The sequence below is a fragment of the Saccharothrix sp. 6-C genome (genome assembly GCF_016695385.1).
GTDB classification, from domain to species: Bacteria; Actinomycetota; Actinomycetes; order Mycobacteriales; family Pseudonocardiaceae; genus Actinosynnema; species Actinosynnema texasense.
Window position 1 is genome coordinate 4302857 of record NZ_CP064192.1, and the last position, 15149, is coordinate 4318005.

At 74.3% G+C, this 15149-nt stretch carries 9 protein-coding genes; 2 read left to right on the top strand and 7 right to left on the bottom strand.

Annotation, left to right across the window (positions count from 1 at the left end; all coding sequences use genetic code 11):
- Positions 1-39 precede the first annotated feature (39 nt).
- Positions 40-5472 carry an SDR family NAD(P)-dependent oxidoreductase gene (locus IOD16_RS18015; protein WP_442978125.1) on the bottom strand — a complete coding sequence of 1811 codons (5433 nt, stop codon included), beginning with the start codon at positions 5470-5472 and terminating at the stop codon, positions 40-42.
- Positions 5473-5736: 264 nt separating this feature from the next.
- Positions 5737-7371, bottom strand: coding sequence for an MFS transporter (locus tag IOD16_RS18020; RefSeq protein ID WP_201440964.1), 1635 nt, complete (start codon positions 7369-7371; stop codon positions 5737-5739).
- 81 nt (positions 7372-7452) lie between these two features.
- On the opposite strand from IOD16_RS18020, the gene IOD16_RS18025 reads away from it, so the two are divergent.
- Complete coding sequence (locus tag IOD16_RS18025) at positions 7453-8103, top strand: TetR/AcrR family transcriptional regulator (RefSeq protein ID WP_123741794.1); 651 nt, start codon at positions 7453-7455, stop codon at positions 8101-8103.
- A gap of 125 nt (positions 8104-8228) precedes the next feature.
- Positions 8229-8975 carry a thioesterase II family protein gene (locus tag IOD16_RS18030; protein WP_123741795.1) on the top strand — a complete coding sequence of 249 codons (747 nt, stop codon included), beginning with the start codon at positions 8229-8231 and terminating at the stop codon, positions 8973-8975.
- A 12-nt stretch (positions 8976-8987) separates the two neighbouring features.
- Here IOD16_RS18030 and IOD16_RS18035 read toward each other — a convergent pair whose 3' ends face one another.
- From IOD16_RS18035 to IOD16_RS18055, 5 genes are all read right to left on the bottom strand, one after another.
- Complete coding sequence (locus IOD16_RS18035; RefSeq protein WP_148088677.1) at positions 8988-9254, bottom strand: hypothetical protein; 267 nt, start codon at positions 9252-9254, stop codon at positions 8988-8990.
- Between the two features lie 16 nt (positions 9255-9270).
- Entirely contained in the window at positions 9271-9990 is a 720-nt protein-coding gene (locus IOD16_RS18040; RefSeq protein WP_201440965.1) for an ATP-binding cassette domain-containing protein, read from the bottom strand.
- Positions 9991-10256: 266 nt separating this feature from the next.
- Positions 10257-13481: a GH92 family glycosyl hydrolase gene (locus tag IOD16_RS18045; protein WP_201440966.1), complete on the bottom strand. Its 3225-nt coding sequence runs from the start codon at positions 13479-13481 to the stop codon at positions 10257-10259.
- A gap of 301 nt (positions 13482-13782) precedes the next feature.
- Positions 13783-14259: a nitroreductase/quinone reductase family protein gene (locus IOD16_RS18050; RefSeq protein ID WP_236595071.1), complete on the bottom strand. Its 477-nt coding sequence runs from the start codon at positions 14257-14259 to the stop codon at positions 13783-13785.
- Positions 14256-15035 carry a glucose 1-dehydrogenase gene (locus IOD16_RS18055; RefSeq protein ID WP_201440967.1) on the bottom strand — a complete coding sequence of 260 codons (780 nt, stop codon included), beginning with the start codon at positions 15033-15035 and terminating at the stop codon, positions 14256-14258. The genes IOD16_RS18050 and IOD16_RS18055 overlap by 4 nt, the downstream gene beginning before the upstream one ends.
- Positions 15036-15149 lie beyond the last annotated feature (114 nt).

Below are 15149 nucleotides of genomic sequence, written 5' to 3' on the forward strand. Positions count from 1 at the left end.
CACCCTCTTCAACGGGTCTGCGGAGGTGCGGGCTGCCGGTCAGGAGATGCCGAGTTCGCTGTCCAGGACCGCGAACAGCTCTTCGTCGGTGGCGCCGCCCAGGTCGGCGGGCGCGTCGTCGTCGCCGGACGCGCCGCGTGCGTCGTGCCAGGTGCGCAGCAGCGCCTCCAGCCTCGCGGTCACCCGGGGCACGTCCGCCCCGGTGACGACCGCGAGCGCGGCCTCCAGCCGGTCGACCTCGGCGAGCACCGCCTTGGCGTCGTCCTGGTCGCCGGTGAGGTCGGCCAGGAGGGCGTGGGCGAGCGCCAGCGGCGTCGGGTGGTCGAACACCAGGGTGGCGGGCAGCCGCAGCCCGGTCGCCGCGGCGAGCAGGTTGCGCAGCTCGACGGCCACGAGCGAGTCGAAGCCGAGTTCCGTGAACGCGCGCGTGGGCGGCACCTCGTCCAGGTCGCGGTGCCCGAGGACGGACGCCGTGTGCGTGCGCACCAGGTCCAGCACCACCTGGTCGCGCTCCACCGGGGACAGGTCGGCGAGCCGGTCGGCCAGCGCGCGGGCGTCCGCGCCGGACGCGGCGGGCGTGGTGCGGCGGACGGTGGCGCGGACCAGGTCGCGCAGCACGGCGGGCAGGTCGTCGGACCGTGCCGCCAGGGCCCGCGGGTCGACCCGCATCGGCACGACCGCCGGGCCGCCCGCGGCCAGCGCGGCGTCGAACAACGCCACGCCCTCCTCCGGCGACAGGGCGGGCAGCCCGAGCCGGTCCAGCCGGCGCAGGTCCGCGGCGTCGAGGCGGGCGCCCATCCCGGTGCCCGACCACAGGCCGTACGCCAGCGAGGTGGCGGGCAGGCCGGCCGCGTGCCGGTGCTCGGCGAGGGCGTCGAGGAAGGCGTTGGCGGCGGCGTAGTTGGCCTGCCCCGCGCCCGCCACGACGGCGGCGGACGAGGAGACGAGCACGAACGCGGCCAGGCCGGTGGTCTGCCGGTGCAGGTGCCAGGCGGCGTCGACCTTGGCCCGCAGCACGGCGTCCACCTGGTCCGGGGTGAGGTCGGTGAGCAGCGCGTTGTCGGCGACACCCGCCGCGTGCACGACGGCGGTCAGCGGGTGCCGCGCCGGTATCCCGGCCAGCAGCGCGCCCACGGCGTCGGCGTCGGCGGTGTCGCAGGCCTCGATCACCACGTCCGCGCCGGCCGCGACCAGGTCGGCGCGCAGTTCCGCCGCGCCGGGCGCGTCCGGGCCGCGCCGGCTCGTGATCAGCAGCCGGGTCACCCCGTGGTCGGCGACGAGGTGGCGGGCCAGCAGCCCGCCCACGCCCCCGGTGCCGCCGGTGATGAGGACGGTGCCGTCCGCGCGCCACGGCGCCGGACCTTCGACGGGTGCCACGCGCGCCAGCCGGGGCGTCAGCACCTGGCCGCCGCGCACCGCGACCTCGGGTTCGCCGGTGCCGATGGCGACCGCGAGCAGGTCCTCGCCGCCGTCGGCCAGGTCGACGACGGTGAACCGGCCGGGGTGCTCGGCCTGCGCCGCGCGCAGCAGACCCCGCAGCGGCGCCTGGGTGAGGTCGTCGTGGCGGGTCAGCACGACCAGGCGGGACGCGGCCAGCCGTTCGTCGTCCAGCCACGCCCGCAACAACGCGAGCGCGTCGTGAGTAGCGGCTCGCGCCTGGGCGGGGACGTCACCGGTCACGTCGCCGGGCCGCACTGGTGCCAGCACGACATCGGGCACCGCGGCGCCGCTGTCCACCGCGGCGCGCAGCGCGGCCAGGTCGGCGTAGCGGAAGGCGGGCGCGGGCACGTCGCCCAGCGCCGCCCAGGCCCCTTCGCCCGGTGTGGCCGCCGACCCGGTGGTCGCGGGCGTCCAGCGGACCCGGAACAGCGAGTCGGCGCGGCGGGGCGCCAACTGCTCGGCGGTCACCGGGCGGGCGACCAGCCGGCCGATCGTGGCCACCGGCGCGCCCGCGCCGTCCGCCACGACCACCGACAGCCGGTCCTCGCCCTCGGGCCGCACGTGGATGCGCAGCTCCGTCGCGCCGGAGGCGTGCAGCACCACGTCGTTCCAGGCGAACGGCAGCGGGGTGCGCTCTTCCGAACCGTCGGCGAGGTTGGCGTGCAGGGCGGCGTCCAGCAGCGCCGGGTGCAGGCCGAACCGGGCGGCGTCGCGGTGCGCGGACTCCGGCAGGGCCGCGTGGGCGAACAGTTCGCCGTCCGGTCTCCGCCACAGCGCGCGCAGACCCCGGAACACCTCGCCGTAGCCGTAACCCGACTCCGCCAGCCGGTCGTAGAACCCGGTCAGGTCGACGGCTTCGGCGCCCGGCGGCGGCCACTCGGTCAGCGACCCGGGTGTGCCCGCCGACGTGTCGAGCACACCGGAGGCATGTCGGGTCCACGGCTCGTCGCGGCCCTCGGGTCGGGAGTGGACGGTCACGGTGCGCCGCCCGTCCTCGTCCGCGCCGCCCGCCGTGACGCGCAGCGCGAGCGCGCCGTCCGCCGGCACCACCAGCGGCGCTTCGAGGGTCAGTTCCTCGACGGTGTCGCAGCCGACCTGGTCGCCCGCGCGCACCGCCAGTTCCAGCAACCCGGTGCCGGGCACCAGGACCGTGCCGTGCACCGCGTGGTCGAGCACCCAGGGGTGGCCCGCGCCGGAGAGCCGTCCGGTGAGCACCACGGAGCCGGTCGCCGGGTCCTCCACGACGGCGGACAGCAGCGGGTGGCCGCCGGCGACCAGGCCGAAGGACGTGGCGTCGCCGCCGGCGTCGGCCGACTCCAGCCAGTACCGGCGGCGCTGGAAGGCGTAGGTGGGCAGAGGCGTGACGCGCGCGTCACGGCCGGCGAAGAACGCCCGCCAGTCGACCTCGACCCCGTGGGTGAACGCCGCCGCGACCGCCGCGGTCAGCGACACCACCTCGTCGCGGCCACGGCGCTGCGTCGGCACGGCCACGCCCGCGTCGGCGGCCAGGCCGGCGAGCACGGCGTCCGGGCCCACCTCCACGAACCGCGAGACCCCTTGTGCGGCCAGCAGGTCCAGGACGTCGTGGAAGCGCACGGTGTCGCGCACGTGCCGCACCCAGTAGTCGGCCGAGGCGATCCGGTCGGTGACGAGCTCACCGGTCAGCGCCGAGGCGAACGGCAGCGCCGGCGCGCGGTACTCGACCTTCTCCGCGACCCGCCGGAACTCCTCCAGCATCGGCTCCATCAACGGCGAGTGGAACGCGTGGCTCACCACCAACCGCTTGGTGCGCTTGCCGACCAGCCGCGCCACCACCGACTCGACCGCCGTCGCCACCCCCGACAACACCACCGACGACGGACCGTTCACCGCCGCGACATCCACCCCGTCCACCAACAACGGCACCACCTCGGACTCCGCAGCCTCCACCGCCACCATCACCCCGCCCGACGGCAACTCCCCCATCAACCGACCACGCGCCACCACCAACGAACACGCGTCCTCCAGGGAGAACACCCCAGCCACATACGCCGCCGCGAACTCACCGATCGAATGACCCGCCACCAAATCCGGCCGAACCCCCCACGACTCCAACAACCGGAACAACGCCACCTCGAACGCGAACAACCCAGGCTGCGCGAACTCCGTCCGATGCAACACCTCGTCATCCACCACCTCGGCCAACGACCGCGACAACAACGGATCCATCACCGCGCACACCTCGGCGAACGCCTCCCGGAACACCGGGAACGCGCCGGACAACCCACGACCCATGCCCACCCGCTGCGAACCCTGACCCGTGAACAAGAACGCCACCTTGCCCGGGGTGACCCGGCCACGCACGGCCGAGTCGGCGAGCGCCGCCACCAGCTCGGCGGTGTCGCTGCCCACGACCGCGAGCCGGTGCTCCAGGTGCGCGCGACCGGTCGCCAGGGAGAACCCGACATCGCCCGCACGCTGGTCCCGCAGGGCCTCGCGCAGCCGCCGCACCTGGGCGGACAGCGCTTCGGGCGTCCGGGCCGACAGCAGCCACGGCACGACGGCGGTGTCGACCGCCGCCGGGGCGACGGGTTCGTCCCCCGTCTCCTCGACCGGTGGCGCCTGCTCCAGCACGACGTGCGCGTTGGTGCCGCTGATCCCGAACGACGACACGCCCGCCCGGCGCGGGCGGCCGGTGTCCGGCCAGTTCAGCGCCTCGACCGGCAGCCGCACGTCGCCGGCCGTCCAGTCCACGTGGGACGACGGCGTGCCCACGTGCAGGGTGGGCGGCACCTGACCGTGCCGCATCGCCATGATCGCCTTGATCACGCCGGCCGCGCCCGCCGCCGCCTGCGTGTGGCCCAGGTTCGACTTGACCGAGCCGAGGAACAGCGGGTGCTCCCGGTTCTGGCCGTAGGTGGCGAGCACCGCCTGCGCCTCGATCGGGTCGCCCAGCGTCGTGCCGGTGCCGTGCGCCTCCAGCACGTCCACGTGCTCGGGCGACAGGCCCGCGTTGGCGAGCGCCGCGCGGATCACCCGCTGCTGCGACGGGCCGTTCGGCGCGGTCAGCCCGTTGGACGCGCCGTCCTGGTTCACCGCGGTCCCCTTGACCACGGCCAGCACCGGGTGGCCGTGCCGTCGCGCGTCGGACAGCCGTTCGACGACCAGCAGCGCCGCGCCCTCGGCCCAGCCGGTGCCGTCGGCGGCGTCGGAGAACGGCTTGCACCGGCCGTCGGGCGACAGGCCGCGCTGCCGGGAGAAGTCCACGAAGGTCTCGGGCGAGGGCATGACGGTGACACCGCCCGCGAGGGCCAGCGAGCACTCGCCGCGGCGCAGCGCGGTGACCGCCAGGTGCAGCGCCACCAGCGAGGACGAGCACGCGGTGTCCACGGTGACCGCGGGGCCTTCCAACCCGAGGGTGTAGGCGACCCGGCCGGAGAACACGCTGCCCGCGTTGCCGTTGCCGATGAAACCCTCGAACTCCTCGGGCACCACGGCGACGCGGGACGAGTACTCGTGGTACATCAGGCCCGCGTAGACACCCGTGCGGCTGCCCTTGAGCGAGGTCGGCGCGATGCCCGCGTGCTCCAGCGCCTCCCACGCGACCTCCAGCAGCAGCCGTTGCTGGGGGTCCATCGCGGTGGCCTCGCGCGGCGAGATGCCGAAGAACTCCGCGTCGAAGTCGGCGGCGTCGTGCAGGAAGCCGCCTGTGCGCGCGTAGGTGTGGCCGCGGCGGTCCGGGTCCGGGTCGTAGAGCGCGTCGACGTCCCAGCCCCGGTCGGCGGGGAAGTCGGACACGGCGTCCACGCCGCCGGCGACCAGGTCCCACAGCTCGTCCGGGCCGGTGACCCCGCCGGGGAACCGGCAGCCGATCCCGACCACGGCGATCGGGTCGTGGTCCCGCCGCTCGGCCTCGCGCAGCCTGCGCCGCGCCTCCCGCAGGTCCGCCGTGGCCCGCTTGAGGTAACCCAGGAGCTTTTCCTCGTTCTCCACGCACGCCTCCAGGACCGTCGCCCGGCCGCACCGACCGGTCGCGGCACACCACCGCGGAATTGGGATGAGCGACGCCTCCACGAGACCGCCCCCGCGGGATCCCGTCGCCGTGCGAAGCCCTTTTCGCCTGCGCTTTTCCGGCTCGCTCAGCCGCCCTGACGCTACGGACGCCCCTTGGGCGCACCCACCCCTAGCCTCCCTTAGCGTCCCCCTAGGGGCGGGTGCGTCCCCCTGCTGCCGGTGGGGCCACCCCGATCGACCGGGCCGCACGACGACGACGACCCCGACCGGGTGGCCGGGGTCGTCGTGGGGAGGAAGCGGGGCTCAGACCGGGACCGTGTCCTCGGGCTCGGCATCCTGCTTGGCGGCCTTCTGCGCGCCGGGTTCCTGCTCGACCGCGGCGGCCGGGTCGTCGTCCTCGGTGTTCCGCCCCGGCGGCGTGGCGGGCGGTGGCGTCGGGCGGGCGACCTTGCGCAGCAGGGCGAACGCGACCACGGCGGTGACCAGCAGCGTGCCGGTCACGGCGTAGGCCGAGGCGTGCACCTCGTCCACGAACGCCGACCGCGCGGCCCCGGCCAGCAGGTCCCCCGCGGCGGTGGGCAGTCGCCCGGCGGCTTCCAGCGCCGAGCCGAGGGTCTCCCGGGCCGCGGCGACGGCGTCGGCCGGCGCGTCCACGTCGGCCAACCCCGAGCGGTAGACGAACGCGCCCAGGCTGCCCAGCAGCGCGACACCGAGCGCGCCGCCCAGCTGGCTGCCGGTCTCGGACAGGCCCGACGCCGCGCCCGCCCGTTCCGGTGGCGCGTTGGTCACCACCAGTTCGGCGGTCAGGGTGAGCACCATCGCCATGCCCAGCGCGCTGAGCGCCTGGCCGATCACGGCCTCGGCCAGCCCGTGGTCGACGCCGACCCGGGTCATCAGCAGGAAACCGCAGCCGCCGACGAGCAACCCGATCACGATCACGACGGCGTGCCGGAACCTCGCGGCCAGCGCGGGTGCGAGCACCGCGGCGCCGATCGCGGCGGTGAACACCTGCGGCAGCGACCACAGCCCGGCCTCGAACGGCCGCAGCCCCAGCACCAGCTGGAGGTACTGGCTGGTGAAGAAGAGGAACCCGACGAGCGCGAAGTTGGTCAGCAGGCTGGTGACCAGCGCCGCGGAGAACGCCGCCTTGCGGAACAGCCGCACGTCGACCATCGGGTCGTCGAGCCCGCGCTGCCGCCAGACGAAGATCGGCACGAACAGCAGTCCCACGACGACCGCGACCAGCGCGGGCGTGGAGGCGCCGCCCTCGGCGCACTCCTTGATGCCCCAGACCACCGGCAGCACGGCGACGAACACCAACAGGGTGCTGAGCAGGTCGAACCGGCCCGCCCGCGGGTTGCGGTACTCGGGCAGCAGCAGCGGTGCGAGCACCACCAGCACCAGCATGATCGGCAGGTTGATCAGGAACACGGAGCCCCAGTGGAACGACTGGAGCAGGCCGCCGCCGACCAGCAGCCCGATGGCCCCGCCGGCGGAGAAGCCCGAGGCCCAGATGCCGATGGCGGCCCGGCGCTGGCCCTCGTCGCGGAACATGGTCCGGATCAACGACATGGTGGAGGGCATGAGCGTGGCTCCCGCCGCGCCCATCAACGCCCGGGTGCCGATCAGCGCCTCGGGGGTGGCGGCGTAGGCCGACGCGGCGGAGGCGACGCCGAACAGCGCGGCCCCGATGATCAGCAGCTTCCGCCGTCCGATCCGGTCGCCGAGCGTGCCCATCGGGATCAGCAGCCCGGACAGCACGAAGGCGTAGATGTCGGTGATCCAGAGCAGCTGGCTGCTCGTCGGCGCCTGCTCGGCGCTGATGAACGGCAGGGCGTAGGACAGCACGGTCATGTCCATGCTGATGATCACGGTGACGAGCACGAGGACGACCAGTCCCCACCACTCGCGCCTTCCTGCACGTGGGCCGGGAGTCATGCGGTGACACTACCCAGGATCTATACGTTTGTATACGACATTTGTATGAACAGGGGTTTGGTGATCGGCTAGGATCACCTGATGGGTCACCGGGAACAATTGCTCACCGGGGCTAAGCAGTGCCTCTACGAGCGCGGCTACGCAAGTACGACGGCTCGCGACATCGTCGCCGCCTCGAACACCAACCTGGCGTCCATCGGTTACCACTTCGGGTCGAAGGACGCCCTGCTCAGCGCGGCCCTGGTCGCCGCGTTCGAGGAGTGGGGCACCGAGATCGACCGGGTCATGGCCGCGGCCGGCTCGGACGGCACCGTGGCGGACCGGCTGGAAGCCATGTGGGCGGGCGTGCTGGAGTCGTTCACCAGCCACCGGCCGCTGTGGGTGGCCGGTCTGGAGGCCTTCGCCCTGGCCGAGCGGATGCCCGAGCTGCGCGAGCGCCTGGCCACGACCTACCGCCGCGCCCGCCCGTCGCTGGGCGGCTTGGCGGTGCCGGACGGGGGCGAGGAGGACCCGACCCGGCTGGCGGCCGGGTCGTTCCTGCTGGCCGTGATGATGGGGCTGACCGTGCAGAGCCTCATCGACCCGACCGCGATGCCGACCGCGTCGGACCTGCTCTCGGCGGTCCGGGCCATCACCGACCGCCTGGACGTCCGGTTCCCGGAGACCGCCTCCGCCGTCGCGCCGGCCGAGGACGACGAGGCCGCGCGGGACGCCCCGGTCACCCACCCCTGACGACGACGGCCCCTATTCCGCCCGGGGTGCGATAGGGGTTGTCGGGCCGGTCGGCGCACCGGCAGGGTCGGACGTGCCCGGCCCACCGATCGAGGAGGCTCCATGGCACGGCGGGAGCCCTCGCGGTGACGGCGGCGACGGGGACCTGGTTGCGCCGGTTCCAGCCGACGGCCGACGCGCCCACCCGCCTGGTCTGCCTGCCGCACGCGGGCGGCTCGGCCACCTGGTTCGCGCCGTTGGCCCGCAGGCACGCGCCGCACCTGGACGTGCTGGCGGCGCAGTACCCGGCGCGGCAGGACCGGCGCGGGGAACCGCCCGTGCCGTCGATCACCGGCTTGGCCGCGGGCGTCGTGGCCGACCTGCTGCCGCTGGCGGACCGGCCGATCGCGCTGTTCGGGCACAGCATGGGCGCGACCGTGGCCTACGAGGCGGCGCGGCTGCTGCGGGGGCACGGCGTGACCCCGGTGGCGTTGTTCGCCTCCTCCCGCAGACCACCGGCGACGCACCGGGGCGAGGTGCTGCACACCAAACCGGACGCGGACCTGCTGCGCGAGCTGGACGCGCTGGGCGGCACCGACCTCCGGTTGCTGGACCGGGAGCTGCTGGACCTGGCGCTGGCCGCGCTGCGGGTGGACTACCAGGCGGTGGAGGACTACGAGCACGTGCCGGGCGAGCCGCTGACGTGCCCGGTGACCGCGCTCGTCGGCGACGCGGACCCCAAGGTGACCCCGGAGGAGGCGGCGGGCTGGGCGGCGTGCACCACCGGGCCGTTCACCCGGGAGGTGTTCCCCGGCGGCCACTTCTTCCTGACCGGGCACGTCGACGCGGTCGACGCGCTGATCACGTCGCGGCTCGTGGCGGCGCCGAGGTGAGCCGCCTCGCGGTCAGGCGCCCGCCGCCAGCCCGATCGCGCACAGGTGGGCGGCCCACCGGCGCAGGTCGGCGCGGACCCGACCGGGGTCGTCGTCCCAGCTGCGGGCCAGCGCGTCGCCCGCCCGGTCCACGTCGCCGCCGTGCTGCCACAACGCGATCCACATCGCGGTCTGCGGTGCGTCGAGCACGTGCCGGGCGCCGGTCCCGGACACCGTCAGCAGCAGCCGGCCGTGCCGGTCGACCGTCGCCGACACCGGGTTCGTCAGGGTGACCCGCACCGCCACCTCACCCGGCTCACCGGCGACGGGGCCGCTCGTCCAGGGGGCGCAGCGCGGGCGGCGCCAGCTCCAGCCGCACGTCGCACCACGCCGCCTGCCAAGCCTGGCCGACCACGCAGAGCACCCCGCCGCCGGTCGCGACGAACTCGCGCGACACCGCCCGGACCACGTCGAGGGCCCAGCGGTCGACGTCGAGCGCGTCGTCGAGGACCAGCAGCCGGGGTTCGCCCAGCAGCGTCGCGGCCAACCGCACCAGCAGCCGCTGCCCGGCGGTGCACTCCGCCACCACCACGCCCGCGCTGTCGGCGAGTTGGCACACCGCCAGCAGCGAGTCCACCCGCCGCGCGGCCACGACGGGCGGGAAACCCCGGAACAGCGCCACGTGCAGCAGCACCTCGCGGCACGTCAGCCGGTCGCTCACCGGCACGCGGTCGGGCACCAGCCCGACGACCGGCCGGCGGCCCCCGTCCCACGGGTCGCGCCCGACCAGTTCCACCACCCCTTCGTCGGGCGGCAGCAACCCGGCCGCCAGGCAGGCGACCGTCGTCTTCCCGCTCCCCGGGCCGCCGACCACGCCGACCACGGCCCCGGCGGGCACCACCAGGTCGACGTCGCGCAGCACGACCCGGTCGCCGAACTGCTTGCCGACCCCGGACAACCTCGACACGGCCGCACGTCCGGGAGCCACCCGCGCCCGACCGCACCCGACCTGCTCGCTTGCCAGCGTCACGCTCATGAGCCCTCCCTGTGGCACGTGCCTCCACGCTATGGCGGCCGGCGCGGCGGGAACATGGCGCTAAAACCACAACGAGGGTAGGGCTACCTCACCCCCCGATCGTGCAGGGCGACGACGGTGCGTGACCGCTTTGCGGCGCAACACGGCCGGTGGGCACGCTGTCAATACCTGGCCGGGCGGCGATCGTCACTGGGTGGAGTGAACCGTGCCGTACGACCGAGTCCACCTCGACGGTCGTACGGCACGGATTCCCCACCGCCGGCGGCCTAGGCCAGCGTGATCGCGTACACCTCCACCCGCGGGTCGTCGGGCAGCGTCACGGAGTGCACCGCCTTGGCCGGGTCGAGCGGCAGGGACAGGCCGAACAGGCGCACCGGCGGCCCGTCCACGCCCTGCCCCGCCTTGATGCGGTGCGGCATCTCCAGCACCACCGAGCCGCCGGAGCCGGCCCAGTCGCCGACCGTCATCGGCACCTCCGCCGTGGTGCCGTCGGCGTACCGCACGGTCACCGCGGCGGTCACCGGGCCGTTGTGCGCCGAGGCCACGAGCCGCAGCGCGGAGTGCTCGCCGGCGGGCAGCAGCACCGCCTGCCCGCGTGCCTCCACGAAGTTCGCCGCCGTGCCGGACGCGTCCGGCGCCTGGTAGGTCACGCCGCCCAGCGCCACCGGACCGGCGGCGGGCAGCAGCGCGGCGTCGTAGCTCCAGCCCGAGCCGTCGAAGTCGCCCTGGTCGGACGCGGCGACCGTGGCCGTGCCGTCGTGGTTGAGCTCGCCGGTCAGGTCGACCGCGCACTGCGCGCCCGCCACCGCGCACGTCGCCGCCCGCCGGACCTCCACCACCGCCTCCCGCACCACGGTGTTCGGCCCGGTCACGGTGACCCGCACCGGGTAGCGGCCGACCGGCGCGCCGGCCGGCACCGTCGCCACCACCGACACCGTCCGCTGGGTCGGCAACCGGCCCGACTTGACCACCAACCGGTCCGCGGTCGTCACCGACCAGCCGTCCGGCGCGGTCGCCGTGATGCCGACGGGCACCGAGCCGGGCGCCTGGGCGAGCACGTCCAGGGTCAGCTCGACGGTCTGCGGCGCGTCCGCCGTCGGCACGACCGCCGACGCCTGCCGCAGCGACGCGTCCACGTGCCGCCGCCCGTCGGCCTGCGCGCGGTTGATCGACGGCGGCTCGGCGCCGGGACCGGTGCCCCAGGACGACGGCGTGGTGCCGAGCCGGTGCGCCAACGTGCCGCCGCCCGCCACCGCGTCCCAGTCCAGCCACGTCTTGCGCACGTCCCGGCCGTTGAGCGTCACCTGCTGGACGTACCGGTTGGCGTCACTGGCGCCCGGCGCGGTGATGGTCAGCGTCCTGCTCCCGGTCCGGACGGTCGCGCCCGGGAACTGCGGGCTGGACAGGGCGAGGAAGTCGCCGCCGCTCATCGTCGGGTACAGGCCGAGCGACGAGAACACGTACCAGGCCGACATCGTGCCCAGGTCGTCGTTGCCGGTCATGCCGTCCGGACCGGTGGTGAACAACGTCATCGCCGCGCGCACCACGGTCGCCGTCTTCGCGGGCGTGCCGGTGGACAGGTAGAAGTACGGCGCGAGCAGGTCGGGTTCGTTGTTCGGGTTGTAGGTCGGCTTGCCGTAGTAGTCGTAGGGCTGCGTGATCCAGTCCTCGCGCACGGTCCCGGCCGGGTCGGCGAGCAGCTCGTCGTAGGCGAAGAACGCGTCGAGCCGCTGCTCGGTCGCCCGCCGGCCGCCCATCAGCTCCACCAGGCCGTTCGGGTCCTGCGGCACCAGCCACTGGTACTGGAACGCGCCGCCCTCGTGGAACTGATGACCGGCGTCGACCGGGTTGTACGGCGTCACCCACGTGCCGTCGACCGTGCGGGGGCGGAAGTGGCCGATCGAGGCGTCCCACAGGTTGCGGTACCACTGCCCGCGCTCGGCGAACACGCGTGCGTCGTCGTGCTTGCCCAGGCCGCGCGCCATGACGGCGAGCGACGCGTCCGCCGCCGCGTACTCCAGCGTCGCCGACGCCGGGTGCACGCAGTCGTTGTCGCCGCCCTTGTGCGCGCAGTCGGCGCCCAGCGTCAACCCGGACGGGATGTAGCCGCGGTCGCGGTAGAACTCCACACCGGAGCGCCCGTTGTACGGCGAGTCGGCCGGAGGGGTGGTGGTGGCGTTGCGCTTGAGCAGCTCGTAGGCCTCTTCCTCGTGCCCGGCGAGCAGGCCCTTCGACCACGCCTCGACCAGGAACGGCGTCACCGGGTCGCCGGTCATGATGTTGGTCTCGCTGTTGGCCAGCGCCCAGCGCGGCAGCCACCCGCCGTCGCGGCCGCTCGCGACCACGGACAGCGCCACGTCCCGGGCGACCTGGGGTTCCAGCAGCTCCAACAGCTGGTTCTGCGGTCGGTAGGTGTCCCACAACGAGAGGTTCTGGTAGGGCGTGAAGCCGTCCGCGACGTGCGGCAGGCCGTCGAAGCCCACGTACCGGCCGTCCACGTCGCCGGCCAGGTTCGGGTGCAGCAGCGAGTGGTAGAGCGCGGTGTAGAACGCGGTCCGCCGCTCCGGCGCGCCGCCGTCGATCCGGATCGCGTTCAGCCGCTCCACCCAGGCCTGGTGCGCCCGCGCCTTCGTCGCCTCGAAGTCGTAGGAGTCGCCGGTCTCCGCGGCGAGGTTCTTCCGCGCGCCGTCCATCCCGGTGTAGGACAGGCCGACCTTCAGCACCACGTCCCGGTCGGCCGTCGCGTCGAACGTCACCCACGCGCCGTTGCCGCCCTGGCCCGCCGCGTCCGGCACGCCCGGCGCGCGGGTCGTGCCGCGCCAGGTGCCGAAGCTCGCGAACGGCCGGTCGAACGTGGCCGTGAAGTACACGGTGTGCTCGTCGTGCCCGGCGCAGAACCGCCCCGCCTTGATCCGGCCCCCCACCGTCCGGTCGCCGACGACGTGCACCTCGGAGTCCAGCACCTGCTGGTTCGCCTTGCCGGTGTTGAACAGGACGTTCGCCTGCGCCCCCGCCGGGAACGTGTGGCGCTGCCAGCCGGTGCGCGGCGTGGCGGTCAGCTCGGCGTTCACCCCGTAGCGGGACAGCCCGACGCGGTAGTAGCCCGGCCGCGCCTCCTCGTCGGCGTGGGAGTACTTCGACCGGTAGCCCGCGGTGTCAACGTTGTCCACCGGGCCGGTGGTCGGCATGACCGGCAGCTCGCCGGCCACGCCGCAGCCGACGCCCGACAGGTGCGTCTGGCTGAAGCCGTGGATCTCCTGCTGCTGGTAGTCGTACCCGCCCTGGCCGCCGGTGTCCGGGCTGACCTGGACCATGCCGAACGGCATGCTCACGCCGGGGAACGTGTTGCCGAAGTTCTGGGTGCCGACGAACGGGTTCACCAGGGTGGTCGGGTCCACGTCGGCGGGAGCGGCGGCCGTCGCGACCGCCGGTGTCCCCCCGAGGGCCAGCGCGGCGGCGAGCAGGAGCGTGGTGCCTCGTCTGAGCGGCATCGGCAGGGTGGCCCTCTCTGGGTGACAACGTTGTCAGGTGACCTGGGTGCCCGATCACCGATCCGACTCTCGCGCACCACCGCCCCGGTCGTCCAGCCCTGACCGCCACCCTGACCGGACAAACCCGACCCGTCGCGGCCGGGGCGTGGTCGGTGGGATCGCGCAACCCGAGCGCTGAGCCGCAGAGCGTTCGGGGCGGCAGGTGGCGGCCATCCGCCCCACGCGACGACCTCGTCGTCGGCGTTCCACGCGCTCCCGAACCTCCGGCGACCCGCGGTCGACGGTGTCGTGGGATCCGCGGTCACGGCCGGTGGCGGAAGCTGACGCGCACCAGCCGGCTGTCGGCCCAGTCTTCGAGCCGGGTCGGCCGGATGGTGCCGGGGTCGTGGGGCTGGTTGAGATCGGCGACGATCTCCGCCAGCACGGCCTGACGTTCGGCGGGGTCGGTGACCGGCGTGGCCCGTGCGGGTAGATCCGCGCGGACCCCGTTCCTGAGGTGGAAGGTGAAGTCGGGGTTGGCGAGGAGGTTCGCGTGCCAGTCGGTCGCGGCGCCGCCGGCGCCGCTGCACAGGTAGGTGGCGCCCGCGGCCCGGTAGAAGAAGATCTCGATGCGGTGTGCCCGGCCGGTGCGGCGCCCCAGCGTCGTGATGTCGATGATCCGTTCCGCGGTGCCCGCGGCGGGGGTGATCTCGACGGCTCGTCGGACGTGGTCGGGCAGGTGGGATGAGGACGCGTCCCGTGCGGGGTCGATCGACCCGGCCGGGTCCGGCGTGCTCATGCGACCTCGGCCTGGAGGGCGGGCCCGAGGAGGAGTCCGCCGTCGATGACGTACTCGGACCCGGTGATGAACGACGCGTCCGATGACGCGAGGAACAGCAGGAGACGGCTGACGTCGACCGGCTCCCCGAGCCGGGGGATGGCGAACGGCTCGGGTGAGTAGAAGTCGGCGATCGCCGTGACCGCCCCGGCCGCCGGTTCGTGGATGAAGGAGGTCGCGATCACGCCGGGGTGGATGGTGTTCACCCGGATGCGGTCGCGGCCGAGCTCGAGCGCTGCCGTTCGGGTGAGGCCTCGCACGGCCCACTTGCCGGCGACGTACGGCGCGTAGTGAGCCGTGCCTCCCAGCCCCATGGTCGAGGCGATGTTGACGATGGCGCCCCCTGCCGCGCGGCGCAGAGCGGGGGCCGCGGTCTTGATGCCGAGGAAGGTCCCGGTGAGGTTGACGTCGAGGATGCGCGACCACGTGGCCTGCTCCGTGTTCTCGATCGTCGCAGGCGGGTTCTGCACGCCCGCGTTGTTGACGAGCACGTTCAGGGCGCCGAAGGCGCTCTCGGCGACCAGCACGGCGGCCGACCACGAGCTCTCGTCGGTGACGTCGAGGTGGGCGAAGCGAGCGCGGGTCCCGAGTTCGTCGGCGAGAGCGGCGCCGCGTTCCGCGTCGATGTCGCCGATCACCACGTTCGCCCCCTCCGCGTGGAAGGCGCGGGCGTGGCTCGAACCCTGACCACCGGTCCCGCCGGTCACGAGCACGGTCTGGTTGTCGAAGCGGGGCATCGGGTGCTCCTCCGGTACGCGGGTGGATGACCGGGATCGCCGGTGACGACCGGCGGCCGGTGGTGAGCCGGTCGACTCACCATCCTGGCCGCGATGCTAGGACGGCGACAATGG